At 68.8% G+C, this 22,930-nt stretch carries 22 protein-coding genes; 13 read left to right on the top strand and 9 right to left on the bottom strand.

Annotated features, from left to right (window positions below; all coding sequences use genetic code 11):
• Nucleotides 1-39 precede the first annotated feature (39 nt).
• The 8 genes from ureG to DQG15_RS03385 form a co-directional block, all read right to left on the bottom strand.
• A complete protein-coding gene (gene ureG, locus DQG15_RS03420; RefSeq protein ID WP_116082737.1) occupies nucleotides 40-651 on the bottom strand; it encodes an urease accessory protein UreG in 612 nt (203 codons plus the stop codon).
• A gap of 14 nt (nucleotides 652-665) precedes the next feature.
• Nucleotides 666-1,313: an urease accessory protein UreF gene (locus DQG15_RS03415; RefSeq protein ID WP_116082736.1), complete on the bottom strand. Its 648-nt coding sequence runs from the start codon at nucleotides 1,311-1,313 to the stop codon at nucleotides 666-668.
• Nucleotides 1,303-1,584 (bottom strand): YrhK family protein, encoded by a 282-nt coding sequence (locus DQG15_RS03410; RefSeq protein WP_116082734.1) that lies wholly within the window; start codon nucleotides 1,582-1,584, stop codon nucleotides 1,303-1,305. Before DQG15_RS03410 ends, DQG15_RS03415 begins: the two co-directional genes overlap by 11 nt.
• Nucleotides 1,581-2,018 carry an urease accessory protein UreE gene (locus tag DQG15_RS03405; protein ID WP_370454166.1) on the bottom strand — a complete coding sequence of 146 codons (438 nt, stop codon included), beginning with the start codon at nucleotides 2,016-2,018 and terminating at the stop codon, nucleotides 1,581-1,583. Before DQG15_RS03405 ends, DQG15_RS03410 begins: the two co-directional genes overlap by 4 nt.
• A gap of 203 nt (nucleotides 2,019-2,221) precedes the next feature.
• The gene (locus DQG15_RS03400) at nucleotides 2,222-2,449 is read right to left on the bottom strand and encodes a DUF1127 domain-containing protein (RefSeq protein WP_116082733.1); all 228 of its coding nucleotides are present in this window, start codon (nucleotides 2,447-2,449) and stop codon (nucleotides 2,222-2,224) included.
• Nucleotides 2,450-2,710: 261 nt separating this feature from the next.
• Nucleotides 2,711-4,420, bottom strand: coding sequence for an urease subunit alpha (gene ureC / locus DQG15_RS03395; RefSeq protein WP_116082731.1), 1,710 nt, complete (start codon nucleotides 4,418-4,420; stop codon nucleotides 2,711-2,713).
• A gap of 191 nt (nucleotides 4,421-4,611) precedes the next feature.
• Complete coding sequence (locus DQG15_RS03390; protein WP_116082729.1) at nucleotides 4,612-5,589, bottom strand: phosphoadenosine phosphosulfate reductase; 978 nt, start codon at nucleotides 5,587-5,589, stop codon at nucleotides 4,612-4,614.
• A 151-nt stretch (nucleotides 5,590-5,740) separates the two neighbouring features.
• Nucleotides 5,741-6,409 carry a hypothetical protein gene (locus DQG15_RS03385; RefSeq protein WP_116082728.1) on the bottom strand — a complete coding sequence of 223 codons (669 nt, stop codon included), beginning with the start codon at nucleotides 6,407-6,409 and terminating at the stop codon, nucleotides 5,741-5,743.
• A gap of 130 nt (nucleotides 6,410-6,539) precedes the next feature.
• Here DQG15_RS03385 and DQG15_RS03380 point away from each other — a divergent pair, with 130 nt between their 5' ends.
• The 6 genes from DQG15_RS03380 to der all read left to right on the top strand — a co-directional run bounded on the left by DQG15_RS03380 (nucleotide 6,540) and on the right by der (nucleotide 14,760).
• Nucleotides 6,540-7,448, top strand: a complete 909-nt coding sequence (locus DQG15_RS03380; RefSeq protein ID WP_116082726.1) for a MoxR family ATPase — start codon at nucleotides 6,540-6,542, stop codon at nucleotides 7,446-7,448.
• Nucleotides 7,448-8,716 (top strand): VWA domain-containing protein, encoded by a 1,269-nt coding sequence (locus tag DQG15_RS03375; protein WP_116082724.1) that lies wholly within the window; start codon nucleotides 7,448-7,450, stop codon nucleotides 8,714-8,716. Before DQG15_RS03380 ends, DQG15_RS03375 begins: the two co-directional genes overlap by 1 nt.
• A 60-nt stretch (nucleotides 8,717-8,776) precedes the next feature.
• Nucleotides 8,777-10,828, top strand: coding sequence for an OmpA family protein (locus DQG15_RS03370; protein ID WP_116082723.1), 2,052 nt, complete (start codon nucleotides 8,777-8,779; stop codon nucleotides 10,826-10,828).
• A 270-nt stretch (nucleotides 10,829-11,098) separates the two neighbouring features.
• The gene (locus tag DQG15_RS03365; protein WP_116082721.1) at nucleotides 11,099-11,761 is read left to right on the top strand and encodes a hypothetical protein; all 663 of its coding nucleotides are present in this window, start codon (nucleotides 11,099-11,101) and stop codon (nucleotides 11,759-11,761) included.
• A gap of 112 nt (nucleotides 11,762-11,873) precedes the next feature.
• The gene (locus tag DQG15_RS03360; RefSeq protein ID WP_232830695.1) at nucleotides 11,874-13,193 is read left to right on the top strand and encodes a PQQ-binding-like beta-propeller repeat protein; all 1,320 of its coding nucleotides are present in this window, start codon (nucleotides 11,874-11,876) and stop codon (nucleotides 13,191-13,193) included.
• 79 nt (nucleotides 13,194-13,272) lie between these two features.
• Complete coding sequence (gene der / locus DQG15_RS03355; protein WP_116082718.1) at nucleotides 13,273-14,760, top strand: ribosome biogenesis GTPase Der; 1,488 nt, start codon at nucleotides 13,273-13,275, stop codon at nucleotides 14,758-14,760.
• A 121-nt stretch (nucleotides 14,761-14,881) separates the two neighbouring features.
• Here der and serS read toward each other — a convergent pair whose 3' ends face one another.
• The gene (gene serS / locus DQG15_RS03350) at nucleotides 14,882-16,174 is read right to left on the bottom strand and encodes a serine--tRNA ligase (protein ID WP_116082716.1); all 1,293 of its coding nucleotides are present in this window, start codon (nucleotides 16,172-16,174) and stop codon (nucleotides 14,882-14,884) included.
• Nucleotides 16,175-16,471: 297 nt separating this feature from the next.
• On the opposite strand from serS, the gene yajC reads away from it, so the two are divergent.
• From yajC to argF, 7 genes are all read left to right on the top strand, one after another.
• Nucleotides 16,472-16,804, top strand: coding sequence for a preprotein translocase subunit YajC (yajC, locus tag DQG15_RS03345; protein WP_198665055.1), 333 nt, complete (start codon nucleotides 16,472-16,474; stop codon nucleotides 16,802-16,804).
• 13 nt (nucleotides 16,805-16,817) lie between these two features.
• Complete coding sequence (secD, locus tag DQG15_RS03340) at nucleotides 16,818-18,479, top strand: protein translocase subunit SecD (RefSeq protein WP_116082715.1); 1,662 nt, start codon at nucleotides 16,818-16,820, stop codon at nucleotides 18,477-18,479.
• 1 nt (nucleotide 18,480) lies between these two features.
• Nucleotides 18,481-19,458: a protein translocase subunit SecF gene (gene secF / locus DQG15_RS03335; RefSeq protein WP_116082713.1), complete on the top strand. Its 978-nt coding sequence runs from the start codon at nucleotides 18,481-18,483 to the stop codon at nucleotides 19,456-19,458.
• Nucleotides 19,451-20,203, top strand: a complete 753-nt coding sequence (locus tag DQG15_RS03330) for a sulfite exporter TauE/SafE family protein (RefSeq protein WP_116082711.1) — start codon at nucleotides 19,451-19,453, stop codon at nucleotides 20,201-20,203. The genes secF and DQG15_RS03330 overlap by 8 nt, the downstream gene beginning before the upstream one ends.
• Before the next feature lie 50 nt (nucleotides 20,204-20,253).
• Entirely contained in the window at nucleotides 20,254-20,607 is a 354-nt protein-coding gene (locus DQG15_RS03325) for an Mth938-like domain-containing protein (RefSeq protein ID WP_116082709.1), read from the top strand.
• A 212-nt stretch (nucleotides 20,608-20,819) separates the two neighbouring features.
• Nucleotides 20,820-22,004 carry an aspartate aminotransferase family protein gene (locus DQG15_RS03320; protein WP_116083715.1) on the top strand — a complete coding sequence of 395 codons (1,185 nt, stop codon included), beginning with the start codon at nucleotides 20,820-20,822 and terminating at the stop codon, nucleotides 22,002-22,004.
• A complete protein-coding gene (argF, locus tag DQG15_RS03315; protein ID WP_116082707.1) occupies nucleotides 22,001-22,930 on the top strand; it encodes an ornithine carbamoyltransferase in 930 nt (309 codons plus the stop codon). The genes DQG15_RS03320 and argF overlap by 4 nt, the downstream gene beginning before the upstream one ends.

The following is a 22,930-nucleotide window of genomic DNA, read 5'->3' as shown; positions in this document are numbered from 1 at the left end:
TCTCCTCGGGAGGGGCGCCCTGGTACGGACGTGATGCTCCTAGAAACCGCCCTCGCGCATCACGAATTCCGCGATCTCCTCGACCCCGTCGCCGGATGCGAGAGACGCTAGGACATAGGGCCGGCCGTTCCGGGCCGCCTCGGTGTCGCTGCGCAGAAGGTCGACATCCACGCCGACATGGGGCGCAAGGTCGGTCTTGTTGACCACCAGCAGGTCGGACTTCGTGAGGCCCGGGCCCTTCTTGCGGGGGATGTCCTGCCCGGCGGCGGTGTCGATCACGTAGATCGTCAGATCCGCAAGCTCAGGCGAGAAGGTGGCCGCGAGATTGTCTCCACCCGATTCGATGAGAACGAGGTCGAGATCCGGGATCGCCCGGCGCAGATCGGCGATGGCGGCAAGGTTGATCGACGCATCCTCCCGGATCGCCGTGTGCGGGCAACCGCCTGTCTCCACGCCGCGAATGCGCTCCGATGGCAGCGCCTGCGCGCGGACGAGGGCATCGGCATCCTCGCGGGTGTAGATGTCGTTCGTCACCACGGCCATTGAGAGACGGCCCGAGAGCGCGCGGCACAGCTTCTCGGTCAGTGTCGTCTTTCCAGCGCCGACGGGACCGCCGATGCCGACGCGGAGAGGGCCGTTGGGGCTTGCCATGGGAAAGAGGTCCTTCAGGTCAGGAAGAGGCGGGGCTGCAATGTCTCGTGCGCCGCCGAGGCGAGATCGGCGCCGAAGGCGGCGCTGCCGATGGCGGCTGGGTCGGTTCCGGGCGCGGCCGCCGCGATGGCGAGGATCGTGCCCTGAAGCCGTGCGATCACGCGCTGTCCCTCGGTCTGTCCAAGGGGGACGAGGCGGATGGCCGCGGAGACGAGGGTTCCGGCGAAAGCCTGGAGATAAAGCGCCGCGACTTCCTGCGCGTCGGCGCCAAGCTGAGCGGCGGCGGCGCCCAGGGCGACGGGAAGGGGGGCGGGGATACACTCGACGCCGGTGGCGCCGGTGACGGTCCGGGCGAACGCGTCCCCCTGTTCCTCGGTCTCCTTCAGGCGCTCGGCGCTTGGCGCGAGGGCACGGGCGAGGGCGGACAGGCCGGCCAGATCCGCGTCCGGCGCCATTGCCGCGCAGAGAAGCGCCGCGTCCTGACGCCCTGATCCGAACCGAAGCACCCCGTCCAGCCAGAGCTCCAGCTCGGCGGCCGAGCCGACGGCGCCCTCCGCAACGGCCGTCTCCAGCCCGGAGGAGTAGGCGAAGGCGCCGATGGGGAAGGCAGGAGACAGCCACTGGACGAGGCTGAGCCGCGCCCTCAGCGCATCACTCTTCATAGCGCTCGGCGAGATCTTTCCTGTCGCCGATTCGAAGGTAGTGCAGCTCCCGCGCGACGCGGATCGTCGGTTTGGCGGCGAAGAGAAGGGATCCGATGAGGAACAGCCACGTCCCGGCCGTCTGCCAGCTCTCGAAGAAGAACATGACGGACCCGATGACGAAGGACACCGCCGCGCCGAAATCGACGAACGTGTAGGCCAGCTCGTACCGGGCATAGACGCGCTTGTGCTTGTGGCTGCGCTTCCGCTGATCGGGATTGAAGAGCTTCATGGCTGCGGATCGTGGTCGTGCGCATGCCGGTGCGCGTGATCGTGCGGGTGGGCATGGTCGTGGTCGCCGGAATGGCCGTGGTCGTGACCCATCGTCCGGCCGTGCCCGTATGCGCCGCCCTCGGGGCGGAACGGACCGGTGATCTCGGTCACGTCGGCGCCGAGCTGGCGGAGCATGGCGGCCAGGACATGGTCCTGCCGGATGAGGAGATGTCCGTCGCCGATTTGGCAGGGCGCGTGGCGATTCCCGATGTGCCACGCAAGACGGGGCAGGTCGCCCCGGATCTCGAGAAGCGTCTCCGGCGCGGCGCGCACGCCGATGCGGCCGCCATGCTCCAGCTCGAGCGAATCGCCCTCCTCGAGGGAAGTCACCGCTTCGAGATCGACGAGGATTGCGGCGCCGGTGTCGGTCACAAGGCGCTTCCGGCGGATCATGCGGCCATCGTAATCGAGGGTCACTGTCTCGTCGGCGCCGTCAAAGGTGCCCCTTGAAACGGAAACGGCCCGGCGCGGTTTCGCGTCGGGGCCGTTTGGTCTGGCCTCTGCGGCCGATCTGTCGTCCATCTGCGTCATCAGGTCAGGTTAGCTGTCCTGACGGGGCCCGCAAGGGCCATGCTGCATGCTGACGCGGCGGCTGATCAGTAGAGCCTGTCGCGGAAGACGTAGCGCACGATGTCGTCGCGGGTCAGGCCACGCTTGGCAAGCTGTGCGTCCGTCAGGTTCTGCAGCTCCTGCACGCGGCGGAGGCGGGCATTGCTCTCGCCGATCGACACGAGGAAGCGGCCGAAGGCGCGGAAGGGGGCCGCGATGGCGCTGCCAAGGGTGCTGGCGTGGTCGGTGCTGTGGGTGCCGGTGATGAAGGCCATGGTATGGTTCCTGCTCTCGAATGTCGTTGTCTGCTGCTGACGCCAAGTTATGCCGCAGCGCGGAAGACGACCACCGACAAGGCCGAAGACCCGCGTTGCACGAGGCTCATGGCAAGGTCATGCATACTGACCAATATAGGGTTGCGTGAGATGCATGGCGCAGGAAAACAAGGGCCTCCGGCAAGCGCGCGGTCCGGGCGGCAGGGGAGCGGCGACGAAAAGCCTGGGGGTCGGCGCATGGCTGCACCTGCAGCATGATCCTCAGAACAGGAAGTAGCGCTGCGCCATTGGCAGCTCCGTCGCTGGCTCGCAGGTCAGCAGTTCCCCGTCCGCGCGGACCTCGTAGGTTTCGGGATTCACGTCGATCGCCGGCATCGCGTCGTTCAGGATCATGTCCGCCTTGCCGATGCCGCGGGTATCGCCGACGGCCAGCGTGCCGCGCATCAGGCCGAGCTCTCCGGCGAGACCGCGGGTCTGCGCTGACTGGGAGACGAAGGTGACGGCGGAGCGCGTCGCCGCCTGCCCGAGGGCGCCGAACATGGGGCGCGAATAGACCGGCTGCGGCGTCGGAATGGAGGCATTGGGATCGCCCATCTGCGCGCAGGCGATGCTGCCCCCGATCAGGACCGTGTCGGGCTTCACCCCGAAGAAGGCGGGAGACCACAGCACGAGATCTGCCCGCTTGCCGGGCTCGATGCTGCCGATATGGGCGGACATGCCATGCGCGATGGCCGGATTGATGGTGTACTTGGCGATGTAGCGGCGGACGCGGAGATTGTCGTTCTCCCCGGCCTCTCCGGGCAGCCGTCCGCGCTGGACCTTCATCTTGTGCGCCGTCTGCCACGTGCGGATGATGACCTCGCCGACACGGCCCATCGCCTGGCTGTCCGACGCGATGATCGAGAAGGCGCCCATGTCGTGCAGGATATCCTCGGCGGCAATGGTTTCCTTGCGAATCCGGCTTTCGGCGAAGGAGACGTCCTCCGGGATCGAGCGGTCGAGGTGGTGGCAGACCATGAGCATGTCGAGATGCTCCTCGAGCGTGTTGCCCGTGAAGGGCCGCGTCGGGTTGGTCGAGGAGGGGATCACGTGCGGCAGGCCGCAGACGCGGATGATGTCGGGGGCGTGTCCGCCGCCGGCGCCCTCGGTGTGGAAGGCGTGGATCGTCCGGCCCTTCATCGCGGCGATGGTGTTCTCGACGAAGCCGCTTTCGTTCAGCGTATCGGTGTGGATCATCACCTGGACGTCCATGTCGTCCGCGACGGAGAGACAGGTGTCGATGGCGGCCGGGGTGGTGCCCCAGTCCTCGTGCAGCTTGAGCGCGCAGGCACCGCCGTCCACCATCTCGACCAGCGGCGCGGCGCGGGAGGCGTTGCCCTTGCCCGAGAGGCCGAAATTCATCGGCAGGCCGTCAAGCGCCTGGAGCATCCGCCCCAGATGCCACGGGCCGGGGGTACAGGTCGTGGCGAGCGTGCCGTGGGCGGGGCCGGTGCCGCCTCCGAGCATGGTCGTCACGCCGGAATGAAGCGCGTCCTCCACCTGCTGCGGGCAGATGAAGTGGATATGGCTGTCGAACGCGCCGGCTGTGAGGATGCGGCCCTCGGCGGCGATGATCTCCGTGCCGGGGCCGATGATCACGTCCACGCCGGTCTGGGTATCGGGGTTGCCGGCCTTGCCGATCGTGTGGATGCGCCCGTCTCTCAGGCCGACATCGGCTTTGTAGATGCCGGTCGCGTCCACGATCAGCGCGTTGGTGATGACGGTATCCATCGCGCCCTCGGCGCGACTGACCTGGGACTGGCCCATTCCGTCCCGGATCACCTTGCCGCCGCCGAACTTCACCTCCTCGCCATAGGTGGTCAGGTCACGCTCGACCTCGATGACGAGGTCGGTGTCGGCCAGCCGCACGCGGTCGCCGGTGGTCGGTCCGAACATGGCGGCATAGGTGTCGCGGGAGATCGTCGCTGGCATGGGGGAGGGCCTCGTGGGGATCGTTTGCGCCAGTGGACGCGATCCGGGCCGGACGGGTCAAGCGCGGCGCCGCGGTACCGGCGCCCCGCCCATGGCCGATCGGGCCTCGGGCGGAGATATTGCGTCGGAAAGATGAAAATGGAGGCGCGCGCGGGTCCCCGGCCGCAGGGCGGCGCCGAAAGGATGCGGACCTAGTCGTCCTCGCGGGCCGGCGGCAGGGTGCGACCCTTCGCGGCCAGGGCCTCCTCGGCGGCGGCTAGGGCGCGGCGGAACCGGGGGCGGTTCGCCACCTTGAGCGCGGCGCGCGCCCAGAGCGCGGCCAGAAGCGGGCGATCCTCCTCCTCGAGCTTGCCGAGCGTGCGGCGGAGGTAGGGCGGGTAGTCATGACGCCGGCGCCAGTGGCGGGCGAAGGCCTTTGCGTCGAACGTGCCCTTGCCGGCGGCCCTGAGGATCGGGACGAGGACGTTCATCCGCTTGAGATGGCCTTCGGGGGCCGTGCCGAGATGGGACACCGGCAGCATCGTCATGCCCGGCCGGGTGAAGAGCGCGGCATGCATCGCGTCCTCGAGCACGGTGGGGTCGTAGATGATCCAGCCCTGTTCGGCACCGTCGGCCATGCGCGGGGCATAGCCGAACCGATCCGCGAAGCAGACGCGGCGCATCTCCGGCCAGCGACGGTCCCACCCGGCAATGCCGGGCTCGAGCGTCGCCTGGGGGCCGATCAGCAGAAGTCGCGCGCCGGGAGAGGCGACGGAATAGGCCGCGGCCGCATAGCCGCAGGGGCCCGCGCCGTAGAAGAGGACGGTCTTGAACTGATCGAAGAAGCCCTCGTCGATGAGCTTGTCGAAGAAGGCGTGGACGTCGGCGTCCCTGAACCAGGTGTCGCCCTCGGAATAGAGGCAGAGCTGGGACCAGCCCTCCTTGCCGGCGATGCTCAGGCCGTAGGGCAGCTCCGTCTCGCCGCCATCGCGGATGATCTCGGCATTCTCGAAGGTGACGAGAAGCACGTCCTCGTCGTCTTCGGTATAGAGTGCCCCATGGTCGCGGCCGAGGCGCTCGTGAAAGCCGTGCATGCGGCCGTGTGCGTCCAGACGGGCGCGCCAGGCGCTCGTGTGGCTGTCGTCCTCCGCCTCCGGGGCGGGGCCTGTCGGAGTCGCGCTGCCGTCCATCACGGTCTCCAGTCTAGCGGCGACCGGACGCATCCGTCCACCGATCTCTCGGGGTGGTGCGCGTCCGGCAGGCCAATCATTCCGTTGTGCCCGATGTCGCAACCGAACGTGGCCGGATCAAGGAGCCGGAAGGAGCATTTCGCGGCGGCTTTCAGGCCTCTCTGCGAAACACCAGGAGGGCGCCCGCGGAATGGCGGGGCGCGTAGGTGAGGCCTGCGGCGGCCATCGCGGCGAGGGCGGCATCGGTGCCGGCGGGGCCGTCGCGGTCAGGCGTGAGACAGAGGATCGCGGCGCGGAGGCCGGAGAAGGGGCGTTCCGACATTGCCAGCGATTCGGCCTCTCGCGGGGAGGCGATGAGAAGGGTGGGCGCGTGGTCCCGTTCGAGCTCTGCAATACCGAGAAGGGGGATCTCCGGGCCGTCCTCGGCGGAGACCGGCACCGCGCTTAGGGGATCCGCGGGCGCCGAGAGGCGCGTGAGGCCGGGTGCCCCAGCGACCAGACCGGGGCGGAGGGCGATGCGGGGCAGTCCGTTCTCCTCCGCCATGCCGCGGATCATGGCGGCGAGGCGGGGGTCGGGCTCGGTCACGGCCACGCGGGGAACGCCGAGGCGCGCTGCGAGAACGCCGGCGATATGGCCCGGCCCTCCTCCGACGATCAGGACACTGTCATCGGTGCGGGCATGGCGCAGGGCGGCGGCGATCAGGTCCTCGTCGTACTCACCTGCGCGCATGGCCCGGCGGACCGCTCCCGGGAGCACCTCCACCCCCGGAAAGGCGAGACCGCGGAAGCGCAGGGACCGTGTCTTGCTCGTTCCGTCCATGCCGGTCTCCGTTCAACCTGGGGGCGGGGGCGAGGTTAGCCCTCATCGCGCCGCGCCGCCACCGCTTGACCGCCCCGACGCGCCCGGCGCAGCCTCGGGAGGAGAGGATCCGTGCGGGGAGGGGACGGGAATGGCTCAGGTGCCGGGCTCCATAGGCGAGGTGGAGGAGATGCTGGCGCGGCAGGATTACATCTGCGGGCGGGCGCTGGCGACCGTGGTGTTCCTGTCGCTTCGGCTCGGGCGGCCGCTTTTCATCGAGGGCGAGGCGGGCACCGGGAAGACGGAAATCGCTAAGGCGCTCGCCGTGGGGCTGGGGCGCCGCCTGATTCGCCTGCAGTGCTACGAGGGGCTGGACGCGGCGAGCGCGGTCTACGAGTGGAACTTCCCCGCGCAGATGATTGCCATGCGCGCGGCGGAGGCCGCCGGCGGGGCGGCCAGCCGCGAGGAGCTGGTGGCCGAGATGTTCTCCGAGGCCTACCTCGTCGAGCGACCTCTCCTCGAGGCGATGCGGCCGGGTCCGGGCGGGGCGCCGGTCCTGCTCATCGACGAGATCGACCGGACGGACGAGCCGTTTGAGGCCTTTCTGCTCGAAGCGCTGAGCGACTTTCAGGTGACGGTGCCGGAACTGGGCACGATCCGCGCGGAGGCCCCGCCGATCGTGGTGCTGACGTCGAACCGGACGCGGGAAGTCCATGACGCTCTCAAGCGCCGCTGCCTCTATCACTGGGTGGACTATCCCGATGCCGAGCGGGAGCTGGCCATTCTCGCCGCACGGGTGCCGGAGGCGCAGGCGCGGCTCAGCCGGGAGGTGGTCGCCTTCGTGCAGCGGCTCCGGGACGCGGACCTCTTCAAGCGGCCGGGCGTCGCGGAGACCATCGACTGGGCCCGCTGTCTTCTCGCGCTGGACGCGGTGGCGCTGTCGCCGGAGGTGATCACCGACACGCTGGGCGCGGTGCTCAAGTACCAGGACGACATCGCGCGCATGCAGGGCTCGGAGGCGGCGCGGATCCTCGCGGAGGCACGGGCGGAGATCGCCTGATGGCGCGGATCGGCGCGCCCGAGATCCCGGAGCATGGCCGGCTGGCCGAGAACGTCGCGCATTTCGCGCGGGCGCTCCGGGCGGCCGGGCTGAAGGTCGGGCCGGGGCGTGTGAGCGACGCTGTGCGCGCGGTGGAGGCGGCCGGGTTTTCGGACCGCCGGGATTTCTATTGGGTGCTCCATGCGTGCTTCGTCTCGCGGCCGGAGGAGCGCACGGTCTTCGCGCAGGCGTTCCGGCTGTTCTGGCGCGACCCGCGGTACCTCGAGCACATGATGGCGCTGCTGGTCCCCTCGGTGCGCGGCTTGCAGGAGGAACGCGCCGCCGATCCGGGCGCCCGGCGTGCCGCCGAAGCCCTGACGCAAGAGGCGCCTCCACCGCCGCAGGACCATGCGGGCAGCGAGGACGTTACGGAGATCGACGCGCGGGCCACGGCATCCGCAGACGAGCGCCTTCGCAGCCTCGATTTTGCGCAGATGAGCGCCGATGAGATGCGGGCAGCGGAGCGGGCGGTGAGCCGAATGGCCCTCGGTCTGCCGCAGATCCAGAGCCGGCGGATGCGGGCGGACAGGGCAGGGCGCTCGCCCGACTGGCGCCGGGTCCTCGCGGCCTCCGCGCGGCGGGGCGGCGAGATCGGGGCGCTGCCGATGCGAAAGAAGGGCGTCCGGCCGCCGGATCTCGTGGCGCTTTGCGACATCTCTGGCTCGATGTCGGAATACTCGCGGATCGTCCTGCACTTCCTTCACGCGGTCTCGAACAGGAGGGACGCGGGGTGGGGCCGTGTCCATGCCTTTACGTTCGGCACCCGACTGACCAACATCACCCGCCACCTCGATCGGCGGGACGTCGATGCCGCCCTCTCCGCAGCCGGACGCGAAGCGGCGGACTGGGAGGGGGGGACGCGGATCGCGGAGAGCCTCGCGGCCTTCAACCGCGACTGGTCCCGACGGGTTCTTGCGCGGGGGGCGATCGTGCTTCTGATCACCGACGGGCTGGAGCGGGGCGCACCGGACCAGCTCGCCCGGCAGATGGAGCGGCTCCGGCTATCCGCGCGCCGGGTGATCTGGGTGAACCCGCTTCTGCGCTTCGACGGCTTCTCCCCGCGCGCGGCCGGCATCCGCTCGATGCTGCCGCATGTCGATTCCTTCCGTGCAGGGCATTCGATCCGGGCTCTCGAAGACCTTGCCTCGGTGCTGGCAGGATCCATGGATGCCGGCGAGCGGGGCCGGTTGATGGCGATGCTGAGAGCGGCCCAGCCCACGCAGCCGTGAGGAACCGACGCGGCCCCCTCGGAGTTTGCTGCGAAACCTATATCCTGGGAGGCAGGTCAAATGAACTTCATGGGCAAGAAAACCTTGCGTACGACGACCGCGCTGGTCGCGAGCATTTCTCTGGTGGCGCCGACGGCGCCGCTTTATGCGCAGGACGCTCTCGCGGACGCCGTGGGCGCGGAAATGTGCGAGGACGGCGAGCAGCTCATCGTCCCCGAAGAGGGCGCGGAGGGTCTCGCCGGCGAGATCGAGATGCCAACGTGCTTCACCGAAGAGGAGCTGATCGAGGCTGGTGAGATCGAGGATCCGGAGGCCGAGCAGTCCTCCGAGACGGAGGTCGAAGCCGAGACCGACATGTCCGGCGAAGCCGATGTCGCGACCGACGAGGCCATGACCGAAGGCGCGACGGACATGTCCGTCACTGCGGAAACCACGGCCGAGACGGATGCCGAGGCCGATCCGATGCCGGAGACCATGGATGAAGCCATGGACGAGGCGACGGACGAAACGGAAGAAACCGCCGCCGAGGTTGTGGACGAGACTGAAGAGGTTGCTGACGAAGCTGCGTCCGAAATGGACGACGCGGCGACCGAGACGGCCGAAAGCGTCGACGAGATGTCTGACGAGACGGTCGAGACCATGGATGACATGTCCGATGAGGTCGCCGAGGAGAGCGAAAGCGCCGCCGAGCAGCTGCTCGACAATGCCGACTCCTCGGACGCTGAGACCGAGAACGATCTGGGTTCGGCCATCGCAGCCGAGACCGACGCGCAGTCTCCCGAAGACACCGAGATGACTGACGCGGAGATGTCCGAAGAGGACGGCGAGACGGAGACGACTGCCGAGACCGAGACGACTGCCGAGACGACTGCCGAGGCGGACGCCGAAACGACCGACGCCGACACCGATACGGCCGCCGACGCGGAGTTCACGAACGAGGAAGAATCCCTCGCTGCCCTTCTCGAGGAGCCCGAGCTCGACGAGGAGACGCAAGAAATCGTTGAGAACATCGGCACCGACCGTGCCGAGGATGGCTCCAGCACCTCTGCCGCGGTGCAGGCCGAGGAATCCGGTGAGGCGGACGCCGAGGATGACACCGTCGAGGTGACCGAAGAAACCGTCACCGAGGCCGACAGCCGCTCTTCCGCCGAGGAGTTCATCAACCAGCTCACGACCAACGCGCGCAACAACGATGACGACGATGACGATGACGGTCTGACCACCGGTCAGAAGGCCGCCATCGGCGTTCTGGGCGCACTCGCCGTAGGTGCGGTCCTGTCCAACAACCGCCGCGTCGTCGCCAACTCCGGCGACCGTGTCGTGGTCGAGCGTCAGGACGGCAGCTACGACGTTCTGAAGGACGACAACGCCCTTCTGCGTCAGCCGGGTAACGAGGTGCAGACCCGCACCTACGACGACGGCTCCAGCCGCCAGATCGTGACGCGCCCCGACGGGACCCAGATCGTCACGCTGCGCGATTCACAGCTGCGCGTCCTTCGCCGGACGAAGGTCTATCCGGACGGAGAGCAGGTCGTTCTCTTTGACGACACCGGGTCTGTCCAGCAGGTGAACGTCCAAACCCTGCCGGAGAACCAGCAGCCCGTCTTCAACTTCGCCGACACGTCGACCGCCGACGAAGCTGCCCTGCGCCGGGCTCTGTCCACGCAGGTCAACACGGACCGCAGCTACGCGCTCTACCAGGTGCGTGACATCCGTCAGGTGCGCGAACTCGCGCCGGCCATCGACGTCGAGGCAATCACCTTTGCCTCCGGCTCTTCGGCCATCTCCCCGGATGAAGCGCGCACGCTCGTGCAGCTGGGCCGTGCGATCAGCGACACGATCGCCGACAACCCGCGCGAGATGTTCCTCGTCGAAGGTCACACCGATGCGGTGGGCAACGCTGCCTACAACCTCGGCCTGTCCGACCGTCGCGCGGAGAGCGTCGCGCTCGCTCTGACCGAGTACTTCGACGTTCCGCCGGAGAACCTCGTGACCCAAGGGTACGGCGAGCAGTTCCTGAAGGTTGAGACGCTGTCCGCGGAACCTGCGAACCGCCGTGCCACAGTGCGCCGGATCACGCCGCTCCTGCAGCAGACGGCCTCCGCCCGGTAAACGGACGACACTAGGAAGATGAGAGGCGCGGGGGGACATTCTCCCCGCGCCTTTTTCGTGCGGCGAGGCACCTCACTGATGGGCTAGGGCACCCTCGGTCCGGCGCGCCTGCCCCGTGTCTTGCGGCACTCTGAGCCGACCGGACACCGCAACGTGCGTCCGCGCCGGGATGCGCAGGCGCGCCCGGGGTTGGCATCGCGTCTGGCGATCGGCTAAAGAGGCGCGGCAAGACAAGGGGGCTGGATCGCTCCCGGGGGCAGGCAGGGGCGCATGAGCAACAACGAAAGCTTCATCGACGAGGTGAACGACGAGGTTCGCCGGGACCGGCTCTTCAGGATGATGAAGCGCTGGGGCTGGATTCCGATCCTTCTCGTCGTGCTGCTCGTGGCCGGCGCCGCCTGGTACGAATATCGCCAGTCCCGCGAGATCGCGGAAGCGCGCGCGTTCGGGGATGCGGTCCTCACCGCCCTCGAACTTCCCGACGACGCTGCCCGCACCGATGCGCTGGCCGAGATCCGCGCTGCGGAAGGCGAGATGCCGGTCCTGTCGCTTCTCCTGGCCGCCGAACGGCTTGCCGGAAGCGATCCCGAAGCCAGTGCCGAGGCCCTGCGCCCGGTGGTGGCGGACGCCGATATTTCCCGCATCTACGGTGATCTGGCTGCCTTCAAGATGGTGCTTCTCGGCGAGGCCGGCGGCGTGGACAACACGACGCGCGCCCAGCTTCTGGAGCGTATCGCGACCCCCGGCGCGCCCTACAGGGCGCTGGCGATGGAGCAACAGGCCATCGATCTCGCCGCGGCGGGCGAGGACGACCAGGCGCTGGAGCTGGCGCAGTCGCTGCTCGACGAGCCGAACCTGACCCAAGGCTTGATCCGGCGCGTCACGCAGTTGATTGTGGCGCTCGAGGGCGAACCGGAGTCCGAAGCGGGCTGACGGCTGCGCCGAGATAGCCACGCCCCCCGCATGGGGGCAGCGCCTCCCGGACTAGGCGGGGGGCAGGACGCGACAGAACCGGGGCATACCCGGAGGCACGAGGGACGAAGGCGTGAAGGCATTCAGCATTCTGGCGGGAGCGGCACTGGCCAGCCTCGCGCTCACCGGCTGCAACCGTGAGACGATCCTCCCCGGAGAGCGCATCGGCGTCCGCGACGTGCTCGACATGGGCAGTGTCGAAGGGGAGTTGCCGCCTGCCGGCGCGCGCGCCTTCGCCGCTCCGGCGCAGGTCAATCATACCGAGTGGACCCACCGGAACGGCACCGCCCGGCACGAGATCCAGCACCCCGCTCTCGCCACCTCCCTCACCCGGATCTGGACGGCGAATATCGGCGAGGGAGACACCCGCAAACAGCGCATCACCGCCGATCCCGTCGTCTCCGGCGGCCGCGTCTTCACCCTCGACAGCGCATCCACCGTCAGCGCGCACAGCACGTCGGGCGCGCTTCTGTGGACCCGCAATCTTCGCCCCGCGGGCGAGAGCAGCCGCGGCGCGTCCGGCGGCGGCCTCGCGATCGGGGGCGGGCGGCTCTTCGTGTCCACCGGTTACGGCGAACTCCGCGCGCTCGATCCGGCCACCGGCGCCGAGATGTGGGAGCAGGAATTCGACGGCCCGATCTCCGGCGCGCCGACCGTGATGGGCGATCTGGTCTACGTCTCCACCCGCGATGCACGGGCATTCGCCGTCGGCGCCGCGAACGGACGCCTTCAATGGCAGGTCGCCGCCGCGCCGACGGACAGCGTGATGGTCAACGGCGCGGGCCCCGCCGCCTCGGATGGCGCGGTCGTCTTCCCGTTCGGGTCGGCCGAACTCGTCACCACGCTGCCCATGGGCGGTCTCCAGCTCTGGAACGCGACCCTTGCGGGCAAGCGCCTCGGTCGCGCCTGGGCCGGCGTTACGGACATCACCGGCGATCCTGTGATCGACGGCAACGTCGTCTATGCCGGCAGCCCCTCCGGCCGCGTCGCCGCGTTCGAGCTGGGCACCGGGGAGCGTCTCTGGACCGCGCGGGAGGGAGCGATGAGCCCCGTCTGGCCCGCCGGCGGATCGGTCTTCCTCGTGTCCGACATCAACGAGCTGGTGCGCCTCGACGCGGCAACCGGCCAGAAGATCTGGGCGAACCCGCTCCCCTTCTTCACCAACGACGCCCCGAAACGTCGCCGGGACATCTACACCCATTACGGGCCTGTCCTTGCCGGCGGGCGGCTCTGGGTCGGCTCCTCGGACGGTCTCCTCCGGGCCTTCTCCCCCGAAACCGGCGGTCTCCTGGCGCAGGTCGAGCTGCCGGGCGGAGCGAGCACGAACCCGGTCGTCGCGGGCGGGACGCTCTACATCGTTTCGGGATCCGGGCAGCTTCACGCCTACCGCTGAGGGCGATGCACAGATCCGACCGGCATTTACACGGGGGGTGAAGCCCGTGTAAGGGGCCGATCCTGACCGGAGCACCGCCATGACCTTTTCGCTCGCCCTCGTGGGCCGCCCGAACGTGGGCAAGTCCACCCTCTTCAACCGCCTCGTCGGCAAGCGCCTCGCGCTGGTGGACGACCGTCCCGGCGTCACCCGCGATCTGCGGGAGGGGGAGGGCCGTCTCGGCGATCTGCGGTTCACCGTCATCGACACGGCCGGTCTCGAGGAGGCAACGGACGAAAGCCTCGAGGGACGGATGCGCAAGCTCACCGAGCGGGCGGTGGCCGAGGCGGATGTCTGTCTCTTCATGCTCGACGCCCGTGCAGGCGTGACCCCGACGGACGAACTCTTCGCGGGCATTCTCCGCAAGGGCGCGAAGAACGTGCTTCTCGCCGCCAACAAGGCCGAGGGCAGCGCCGCGGATGCCGGCATCTTCGAGGCCTACGGTCTTGGCCTCGGCGAGCCGATCCGCCTGTCCGCCGAACACGGCGAGGGCATGTCGGACCTTCATGCCGCGCTCATGCCTCTGGCCGATGCCTATGCCGAACGTGCCGCCAGAGAGGCGCCCGAGACGGATGTCACCCTGCCGGACGAGCTGGAGGAGGATGGCGAGGACTTCGACGCGCCGAACCCCCGTGCCGCCATCACCGCCGCACGCCCCCTTCAGGTCGCGGTCGTGGGCCGTCCGAATGCCGGCAAGTCCACGCTGGTGAACAAGATCCTCGGGGAGGATCGCCTGCTGACCGGCCCGGAGGCGGGCATCACCCGCGACGCGATCTCCCTCCGGATCGACTGGAAGGACGTGCCCATGCGCGTCTTCGACACCGCCGGGATGCGCCGAAAGGCCAAGGTGGTGGAGAAGCTGGAGAAGCTCTCCGTCGGCGATGGCCTCCGCGCGGTGAAGTTCGCCGAGGTGGTGGTGATCCTGCTCGACGCGGAAATCCCCTTCGAAAGTCAGGATCTCCGGATCGCCGACCTCGCCGAGCGGGAGGGAAGGGCGGTCGTCGTCGCGGTGAACAAGTGGGACGTGGAGGAGGACCGGCAAGGCAAGCTGGCGGAGCTGAAGGAGGCTTTCGAGCGCCTCCTGCCGCAGCTTCGCGGCGCTCCCCTCGTCACCGTCTCCGCCAAGACCGGCCGAGGCCTCGACCGGCTGCATGACGCGATCCTGAAGGCGCATGACGTCTGGAACCGGCGCGTCCCGACGTCCCGTCTCAACCAGTGGCTCTCGGCAATGACGGAAGCGCACCCGCCGCCGGCGCCCGGCGGCCGCCGCATCCGCCTGCGCTACATGACGCAGGCGAAGACCCGGCCGCCCGGCTTCGTGCTGATGTGCTCCCGTCCCGAGGCGCTCAACGATTCCTACCGGCGCTACCTCGTGAACGGCTTGCGCACCGATTTCGACATGCCGGGGACGCCGATCCGTCTCTTCGTGCGCGGGCAGGGGGATCAGAACCCCTACAAGAACCGCACCAAGTCCACGCCCTCGCGTCTGCGCAAGCACCTGGGCAAGGGGCCCGCAGGCGGCTACTGACGGGCCGCAGGTCCGCTGCCGCGCGCCCTCATGTTGCCCGGGTTTGACGACCGGGGCCGTTCATCTTTCGAGAAATACCCCGGGGGGAGCCGGAGGCGGGGGGCAGCGCCCCCCTTCACCCTCAGACCAGCTCGCCGGCTGCGGACAGATGGGTCCGGCCGCCGAGCCAGGGGGCGAGGGCCTCCGGCAGGGCGACGGAGCCGTCCTCGCGCTGGCCGTTCTCCAGCACCGCGATGAGGGTGCGCCCGACGGCAAGGCCGGAGCCGTTCAGCGTATGGACGAAATCGGGCTTGCCGCCGCCCTCGGGACGGTAGCGGGCATTCATCCGGCGCGCCTGAAAATCGCCGCAGAAGCTGACGGATGAGATCTCCCGGTAGGTGTCCTGTCCCGGCAGCCAGACTTCCAGGTCATAGGTCTTGCGGGCGCCGAACCCCATGTCCCCCGCGCAGAGGGTCATCGTGCGGTAGGCGAGGCCGAGGCGGTCGAGAATGTCCTCGGCGCATCCGCGCATCCGCTCCAGCTCCTCCTCGCCTTTGTCCGGATGCGTGACCGAAACCATCTCCACCTTCTCGAACTGGTGCTGGCGCAGCATCCCGGAGGTGTCCCTCCCGGCGCTGCCGGCTTCGGAGCGGAAGCAGAGCGAATGGGCGGTCATGCGGCGGGGCAGGGTGGCCTCGTCGAGGATATCGCCCTGCACGATGTTCGTCAGGGTCACCTCCGATGTCGGGATCAGCCAGAGCCCCTCGCGCAGAAGGTAGCTGTCCTCGCCGAACTTCGGAAGCTGGCCGGTGCCGATCATGGCTTCCTCGCGGACCATGACCGGACCGTTCACCTCCAGAAGCCCGTTTTCGGAAATGTGCGTCTCGAGCATGAACTGGGCGAGGGCGCGGTGGATGCGGGCGATGGCGCCGGTCAGAAGGACGAAGCGGGCGCCCGACAGCTTGGCGGCGGTCTCGAAATCCATGCCGGCGCGGACGCCGGGGATATCGAAATGCTCCTTCGGCGCGAAGTCGAAGCTCGGCGGCGCGCCGCGGCGGTGCAACTCGACATTGCCGTCCTCGTCTTCGCCTTCGGGCACGTCCGCCAGCGGCAGGTTCGGCAGGCCGAGCAGCTCCGCGCGCAACTCGGCGTCGCGCGACTTGGCCTCCTCGTCGAGGCGGGCGATCTCGTCCTTCTTCTGCCCGACGAGGGCGCGAAGGCGCTCGAATTCGGCCTCGTCGCCGGAGGCCTTTGCCTTGCCGACTTCCTTGGAGGCCGCGTTGCGCTCCGCCATCGCCGCCTCGGAGCGGGTGATCGCATCGCGCCGTGCGGCGTCGAGGGCGAGGAGGCGCTCGGACGCGGCCGCCACGCCGCGCCGGGCAAGGCCGGCGTCGAAGGCGGCGGGATCGTCGCGGATAAGGCGGATATCGTGCATGTCGCGGGCTCGCTACTGTCCTGACTGATGTCTGGTCCGCCTTATGGCTCATCGAGGCGCCGGGAGGAACCGCCGAGATGGCGCGGGGGCGGCTCGGTACCGTGGCGCGACAGACGGGAGCGGAGCGATGGAGGCGCCGCCGCGTCCCGCGCCTCTATGCCGCGCCCCTCGCGGCCCTGCCACGGGCAGCTTGGGCCTTGAGCGTCTTGCGCCAGAGGCCACCCCGCCATAGGTTGCCGGCCAATTCGCCGGGTCGTCGTCGCGACCCGGCCGACCCGTCACGAGAAGGAAGTCCAGATGTTCGCAACGCCCGCCTACGCACAGGCTGCCGGCGCCGGTGGGGCAGGAGCCCTGATGCAGTTCCTGCCGCTCATCCTCATCTTTGCCATCATGTGGCTGCTGCTGATCCGTCCCCAGCAGAAGAAGGTGAAACAGCACCGCGCCATGGTGGAAGCGCTGCGCCGCGGTGACATGGTCGTCACGCAAGGCGGGCTGATCGGCAAGGTCTCCAAGGTCAAGAGCGACGACGAGCTCGAGATCGAACTGTCCGAAGGCGTCCGCGTCCGCGTGGTGCGCGCGACGATCGCGCAGGTCATGTCCAAGACCGAGCCCGCCCAGGCCGAGAGCTGAGGCTGAGAGGCACATGCTGAAGATCCCGCTTTTTAGCCGGCTGGTCATCATCGGGCTGGTTCTGGCGGGGCTCATCGCCGCCCTGCCGAACCTCTTCTACGACCGGGTCGAAACCCACAACGACGCGCTTCGGACCATCGAGTCCGCCGGCGCAACGGCTGAGGCGGAGGCCGATGCCTCCGTCTGGCCAAGCTACCTTCCGGCCAACCTCGTCAACCTCGGCCTCGACCTTCGGGGCGGGGCCTACCTTCTTGCCGAGGTCGCCGTGGATCAGGTCTACGGCGACAGGATGGACGCCTACTGGCCCGAGATCCGCGATGCCCTGCGCAGCGAGCGCGACACCGTCGGCGCGGTCCGCAGGGTGAACGCCCCGGAGGGCCAGCTTCGTCTGCAGATCGAGAATGCGGACGGCATGGCCACCGCGCTCGAGGTCGTGCGCAACATCTCCCGCCCCGTGGTCAGCCTCACCGGCGCCGGCTCGAACGACATCGAGGCGAGCGCCAGTGGCAACGTGATCACCGTGCAGCTCTCCGAAGCGGAGCAGGTCGCCACCGACGACCGCACCATGCAGCAGAGCCTCGAGATCATCCGCCGCCGCGTGGACGAGGCCGGCACCCGCGAGCCCTCCATCCAGCGGCAGGGCGCCGACCGCGTGGTCATCCAGGTCCCGGGCGTCGGCTCCGCGCAGGAGGTCAAGGACCTCATCGGCACGACGGCGCAGCTCACCTTCAACCCGGTCGTCACGCGGACGACCAATCCCAACGAGGCCCCCGGGCCGCTCAACGTGCTGCTGCCGGCGGCCGACGAGGAGGGCGTCTACTATGTCCTCGAGCAGTCGCCCGTCGTCACCGGCGAGCAACTCACCGACAGCCAGCCGACCTTCGACCAGAACGGCCGCCCGGCCGTCTCCTTCCGGTTCAATCCGCAGGGCGCCCGCCGCTTCGGGGATTACACCCAGGAGAACATCGGCTCCCCCTTCGCGATCGTGCTGGATGACGAGGTGATTTCCGCCCCGGTCATCCAGGCGCATATCGCCGGCGGCTCCGGCATCATCACCGGCAACTTCTCGGTCGAGGAAAGCAACAACCTCGCCGTGCTTCTGCGCGCCGGTGCGCTGCCGGCCGAGATCTCGTTCCTTCAGGAACGCTCCATCGGCCCCGAGCTCGGCGCCGACAGCATCCAGGCCGGCACCATCGCCTGCATCGTGGGCGGGATCGCGGTTCTGGCCTTCATGTGGGCAAGCTACGGCCTCTTCGGGTTCTTCGCCAACATCGCGCTGCTGATCAACGTTGGCCTGATCTTCGGGCTCCTGTCCGTTATCGGCGCCACGCTGACCCTGCCGGGCATCGCCGGGATCGTTCTCACGATCGGCATGGCGGTGGATGCCAACGTGCTCGTCTTCGAGCGCATCAAGGAGGAGCTGAAGACGGCGCGGGGTCCGGCACGGGCCATCGAACTGGGCTACGAGCGGGCGATCAGCGCCATCGTGGACGCCAACTTCACCACCTTCATCGCGGCCGTCATCCTCTTCACGCTCGGCTCCGGCCCGGTTCGCGGCTTCGCCGTCACCCTCGGCCTCGGCATCGTGACCTCCGTCTTCACGGCAATCTGGGTCACGCGCCTGATCGTCGTGACGTGGTTCGAGCGCCGCCGCCCCAGGACGATCGAGATCTGACATGCGTTTGAGACTTGTTCCCCAAGAGACCGACTGGAACTTCTTCAAGTTCTGGAAGATCACCTTCGGCGCGTCGGTCCTGGCGGTCATCGCCTCCATCGTGCTGTTCTTCACCGTGGGTCTGAACCTCGGCATCGACTTCCTCGGCGGGACCACCATCCGCACCGAGAGCCCCGCGGCGGTGGATGTGGGCGAGTATCGCTCCGCCCTCGCCGAGCTCGGCCTCGGGGACGTGGCGATCACCGAAGTGTTCGATCCCTCCTTCGGCCCGGACGAGAACGTCGCCCAGGTGCGCATCCAGGCGCAGGAGGGCGAGGAAGCCATCACGGAGCAGAAGATCGCCACCGTCGAGGCCGCGCTTCAGGAGGTGAACCCGGAGATCCGCTTCACCTCTGTGGAGAGCGTCGGGCCCGAAGTGTCCGGCGAGTTGATCTGGGACGCGGTCCTCTCCGTTCTGGCGGTCATGGGCGCCGTCCTCGTCTACGTCTGGCTGCGCTTCGAGTGGCAGTTCAGCGTGGGCGCCGTCGCGGCCCTGATCCACGACGTGATCGTCACCATCGGCATCTTCTGCCTGCTGCAGCTTCCGTTCGATCTTTCGATCATCGCGGCGCTCCTGACCATCGTCGGCTATTCGCTGAACGATACCGTCGTCGTGTTCGACCGGGTTCGCGAGAACTTGCGGAAGTTCAAGACGATGCCGCTTCGGCAGCTGATGAACCTGTCGCTGAACGAGACCCTGAGCCGCACGGCGATGACGTCCTTCACGACGCTGATCGCGCTCATCGCCCTCTATATCCTCGGCGGCGACGTGATCCGCGGCTTCGTCTTCGCGATGATCTGGGGCATCGTCATCGGCACCTATTCCTCCGTCTTCGTCGCCGGCACGATCCTGCTGCGTCTCGGGGTAAAGCGGGACTGGTCGAAGGAGAAGGGCGGGGACAGCCCGGCCGGAACGCAGTTCACCAGCACCGATGCCTGACGCGATCCTGGCGGCCCTGGCCCTTCCGGGGGCCGGGGTCGTCGCCGGGGCCGCACTCGTCGCCGGCTTCGTCTACGGCTTCGCGGGCTTCGGCGCCTCCCTCGTTTACATGCCGGTGGCGGGCCTCGTCCTGGGGCCGGAAGCGGCGGTCGTCACCTTCGTCCTCTCGGGGCTCGGAGCCCTCGTCTCGGTGCTGCCCGGCGCGCTTCGGATCGCGGACCGGAGGGGCCTTGCGACCACGCTGGCCGGCGCCATCGCCCTCCTGCCGGTCGGGCTCGTCATCCTCACCACGGTCGACCCGGTGCCGCTTCGCTGGGCGGTCTGCACGATCATCGCGGCAACGCTGGTGGCGCTCGCCTTCGGCTGGCGCTATCAGACCCGCCCCCACTGGTCCGCGCGTCTCGGCGTCGGCGTGACGACGGGGGTGCTCGGCGGGGCGACGGGGCTCATGTCCCCCATCCTGATCCTTTTCCACCTGAGCGGCGACCGCCCCCCGCGGGAGATCCGCGCGGAGACGGGCGCGTTCCTCGCGATCCTGAACGCGGCGCTTCTGCCGGGGCTGTGGTGGCGGGGCGTTGTGAGCGCGGAGCTGCTCTGGCTGGGGCTCCTGCTCCTGCCGCTCTACACGCTCGGAAGTTGGGCGGGGACGGCCGCCTTCACCCCGGCATCGGGACCGCGTTACCGCCCCTTTGCCTATGCCGTGGTGGCAGGCTCGGTGCTGATCGGGCTTCCCATCTTCGACTGAAGGCCCGCCGCGCCTATATCGGGGGCGACGGAGCGAGAAGGAGACCATCCATGCAGATGACCGACATGCAGTTCGGGGCCGCGCGTCCGGTGGACGGGTACGGGCCGGGCTTCTTCCGCGTTGCCGGTGAGGTTCATCACGGCCCGATGATCGCCGCGCCGGACGGCGTGCATCCCTGGCGCGGCATGGAGGCGCCGGAGGAGATCGCGGCGCTGGCGGGGCAGGTCGACGTGGTTCTGCTCGGAACGGGCGCTGATCCTGCACATCTACCCGCGGAGTTCCGCGCCGCGCTCGAGGAGGCCGGGATCGGCGTCGATGCCATGTCCTCCCCCTCCGCCTGCCGCACCTACAATGTCTGCCTTGCCGAGGGGCGGCGGGTCGCGCTGGCGGCCCTCCCGGTCTGATCCCGGGCCCCGCGGCATTTCCTCTGGTCCGCCCCCGCGGCCCCTGCTAGAGGGTGGAGCATGGGCATGACGTCTCACCTTCTCCGCCGCCGACGCGGCGCCTGACGGACCCGCCGGTTCACCGGCCGGGGCGCCTCTCTTTTGCGCCCCATGTTGACAGCCCCTCGCCCTCGCGGCACTTCCCAGATCACATGTAGTTGAGGACCAGGATGATGATCCCCTCCCTTTTGCCGACCTACTCGCGCGCGCCCCTCCGGTTTGTCCGGGGCAACGGCTCCTGGCTGGAGACGGAGGATGGCCGCCGATTTGTCGATCTGGGGGCCGGGATCGCGGTGAACGTCCTCGGTCATGCGGCGCCCGAACTCGTCTCGGCGCTGACCGAACAGGCCGGCAAGCTCTGGCATGTCTCCAACCTCTACGACATCCCACTCCAGCAGAAGCTGGCGGACCGGCTGGTCGAGCTGACCTTCGCCGATACGGTCTTCCTGACCAACAGCGGCACCGAATCCTGCGAGCTCGCGGTGAAGATGGCGCGCAGGTACTGGCACGAGAAGGGCACGCCCGAACGCAACGTGATCCTGACCTTCGAGGGGGCCTTCCACGGCCGCTCCTCCGCCGGGATCGCAGCCTCTGGCGGAGAGAAGATGGTGGGCGGCTTCGCCCCGATCCTGCAGGGGTTCCGCAAGCTCGGATTCGGCGACCTCGCGGCGGTGGAGGCGGAGATCCGCAAGGCGGACGTCGCCGCGCTCCTGATCGAGCCGATCCAGGGCGAGGCCGGTATCCGCCCGGTGCCCGAGGAGGACCTGAAGCGGCTCCGGACGCTCTGTGACGAGACCGGCGTCCTTCTGATCCTCGACGAGGTTCAAAGCGGCGTCGGCCGGACCGGACGGCTCTTCGCCCATGAACTGGCCGGTATCACGCCGGACATCATGATGGTCGCCAAGGGCATCGGCGGCGGCTTTCCCCTCGGCGGGGTTCTCGCGACGGCCGAGGCCGCGTCCGGGATGACCCTCGGCACGCACGGGACGACCTATGGTGGCAACCCGCTCGCCTGCTCGGTCGCCCTCGCGGTTCTGGAGAAGGTGGGGGAGCCCGCCTTTCTCGATGCCGTTGCGGCGAAGGGCGAGGCGTTGACGAAGCGGCTGGAGGCGCTCGTGGAGGCGCATCCCGGCGTCTTCCAAGCGGTGCGAGGGCCGGGGCTGATGATCGGTCTCGTTTGCACCGTGCCCAACACCGAGGTCGTCGCGGCCTGCTACGACGCCGGGGTCATCGTGATCCCGGCCGGAAACAACGTGGTGCGCCTCCTGCCGGCGCTGAACATCGGCGAGGATGATATCGCCGAAGGGCTCGCGCGGATCGACGCCGCAGCCAAACGGATCGAGGAGAACGCGGCATGAGCCATTTTCTGGACATCGACACGACGGCGCCGGAGGATCTGCGGCGGATGATCGACGAGGGGCGGCGGATCAAGGCGGACCGGGCCGGCAAGCCCAAGGGCACCCCCGATGCCGAGCAGCCGTTCAAGGACCGCGTGGTGGCGCTCATCTTCGAGAAGCCTTCGACCCGGACGCGCGTCTCCTTCGACGTCGGCGTTCGGCAGATGGGCGGCGAGACGCTCGTGCTCTCCGGCGCTGAGATGCAGCTCGGTCATGGCGAGACCATCGCGGACACTGCCCGCGTCCTCTCCCGTTACGTCGATATGATCGCGATCCGCACCTTCGACGCGGCGACGCTGCAGGAGCTGGCGGACAATGCCGACGTGCCCGTGATCAACGGTCTGACGAATGCCAGCCACCCGTGCCAGATCATGGCGGACATCATGACCTTCGAGGAGCATCGGGGGCCGATCGGCGGCAAGAAGGTCGTGTGGACGGGGGACGGCAACAACGTCTGTGCCTCGTTCATCCATGCAGCCGGGCAGTTCGGCTTCGATTTCGTCTTCACCGGGCCCGAAACGCTGGAACCGCCGGTCAAGGTGATGGAGGCCGCGCGGGCGAAGGGCGTCTCGGTGAGCGTGGAGCGCGACGCCGGGAAGGCGGTCGAGGGGGCGGACCTCGTCGTCACCGATACGTGGCTGTCGATGCATGACGCGCAATCGGCTCGGGAGCGACGCCACAATCAGCTTCGCCCCTACCAGGTCAACGACGCGCTCATGGATGCGGCCGGGCCGGACGCGTTGTTCATGCATTGCCTGCCGGCGCATCGCGGCGAGGAGGTGACGAGCCAGGTCATGGACGGTCCGCGCTCGGTGATCTTCGACGAAGCGGAGAACCGCCTGCACGCCCAGAAAGCGGTCATGCGGTGGTGCCTCGGCGCGCTCTGA

The organism is Tropicimonas sp. IMCC34011 (genome assembly GCF_003390865.1).
Taxonomy (GTDB): domain Bacteria; phylum Pseudomonadota; class Alphaproteobacteria; order Rhodobacterales; family Rhodobacteraceae; genus Tropicimonas_B.
This window is presented reverse-complemented; position numbering and strand designations above follow the sequence as displayed.

What these genes read in the sequence shown, in the direction of transcription:
- DQG15_RS03385 (WP_116082728.1), bottom strand. Translation starts at nt 6,409, where the DNA reads ATGGACGGAACGAGCAAGACACGGTCCCTGCGCTTCCGCGGTCTCGCC.
- argF (WP_116082707.1), top strand. Translation starts at nt 22,001, where the DNA reads ATGAGCCATTTTCTGGACATCGACACGACGGCGCCGGAGGATCTGCGG.
- DQG15_RS03330 (WP_116082711.1), top strand. Translation starts at nt 19,451, where the DNA reads ATGCCTGACGCGATCCTGGCGGCCCTGGCCCTTCCGGGGGCCGGGGTC.
- serS (WP_116082716.1), bottom strand. Translation starts at nt 16,174, where the DNA reads ATGCACGATATCCGCCTTATCCGCGACGATCCCGCCGCCTTCGACGCC.
- yajC (WP_198665055.1), top strand. Translation starts at nt 16,472, where the DNA reads ATGTTCGCAACGCCCGCCTACGCACAGGCTGCCGGCGCCGGTGGGGCA.
- DQG15_RS03380 (WP_116082726.1), top strand. Translation starts at nt 6,540, where the DNA reads ATGGCTCAGGTGCCGGGCTCCATAGGCGAGGTGGAGGAGATGCTGGCG.
- DQG15_RS03325 (WP_116082709.1), top strand. Translation starts at nt 20,254, where the DNA reads ATGCAGATGACCGACATGCAGTTCGGGGCCGCGCGTCCGGTGGACGGG.
- DQG15_RS03320 (WP_116083715.1), top strand. Translation starts at nt 20,820, where the DNA reads ATGATCCCCTCCCTTTTGCCGACCTACTCGCGCGCGCCCCTCCGGTTT.
- DQG15_RS03405 (WP_370454166.1), bottom strand. Translation starts at nt 2,018, where the DNA reads ATGATCCGCCGGAAGCGCCTTGTGACCGACACCGGCGCCGCAATCCTC.
- der (WP_116082718.1), top strand. Translation starts at nt 13,273, where the DNA reads ATGACCTTTTCGCTCGCCCTCGTGGGCCGCCCGAACGTGGGCAAGTCC.
- DQG15_RS03365 (WP_116082721.1), top strand. Translation starts at nt 11,099, where the DNA reads ATGAGCAACAACGAAAGCTTCATCGACGAGGTGAACGACGAGGTTCGC.
- DQG15_RS03370 (WP_116082723.1), top strand. Translation starts at nt 8,777, where the DNA reads ATGAACTTCATGGGCAAGAAAACCTTGCGTACGACGACCGCGCTGGTC.
- DQG15_RS03400 (WP_116082733.1), bottom strand. Translation starts at nt 2,449, where the DNA reads ATGGCCTTCATCACCGGCACCCACAGCACCGACCACGCCAGCACCCTT.
- ureC (WP_116082731.1), bottom strand. Translation starts at nt 4,420, where the DNA reads ATGCCAGCGACGATCTCCCGCGACACCTATGCCGCCATGTTCGGACCG.
- DQG15_RS03390 (WP_116082729.1), bottom strand. Translation starts at nt 5,589, where the DNA reads ATGGACGGCAGCGCGACTCCGACAGGCCCCGCCCCGGAGGCGGAGGAC.
- ureG (WP_116082737.1), bottom strand. Translation starts at nt 651, where the DNA reads ATGGCAAGCCCCAACGGCCCTCTCCGCGTCGGCATCGGCGGTCCCGTC.
- DQG15_RS03415 (WP_116082736.1), bottom strand. Translation starts at nt 1,313, where the DNA reads ATGAAGAGTGATGCGCTGAGGGCGCGGCTCAGCCTCGTCCAGTGGCTG.
- secD (WP_116082715.1), top strand. Translation starts at nt 16,818, where the DNA reads ATGCTGAAGATCCCGCTTTTTAGCCGGCTGGTCATCATCGGGCTGGTT.
- DQG15_RS03410 (WP_116082734.1), bottom strand. Translation starts at nt 1,584, where the DNA reads ATGAAGCTCTTCAATCCCGATCAGCGGAAGCGCAGCCACAAGCACAAG.
- DQG15_RS03375 (WP_116082724.1), top strand. Translation starts at nt 7,448, where the DNA reads ATGGCGCGGATCGGCGCGCCCGAGATCCCGGAGCATGGCCGGCTGGCC.
- secF (WP_116082713.1), top strand. Translation starts at nt 18,481, where the DNA reads ATGCGTTTGAGACTTGTTCCCCAAGAGACCGACTGGAACTTCTTCAAG.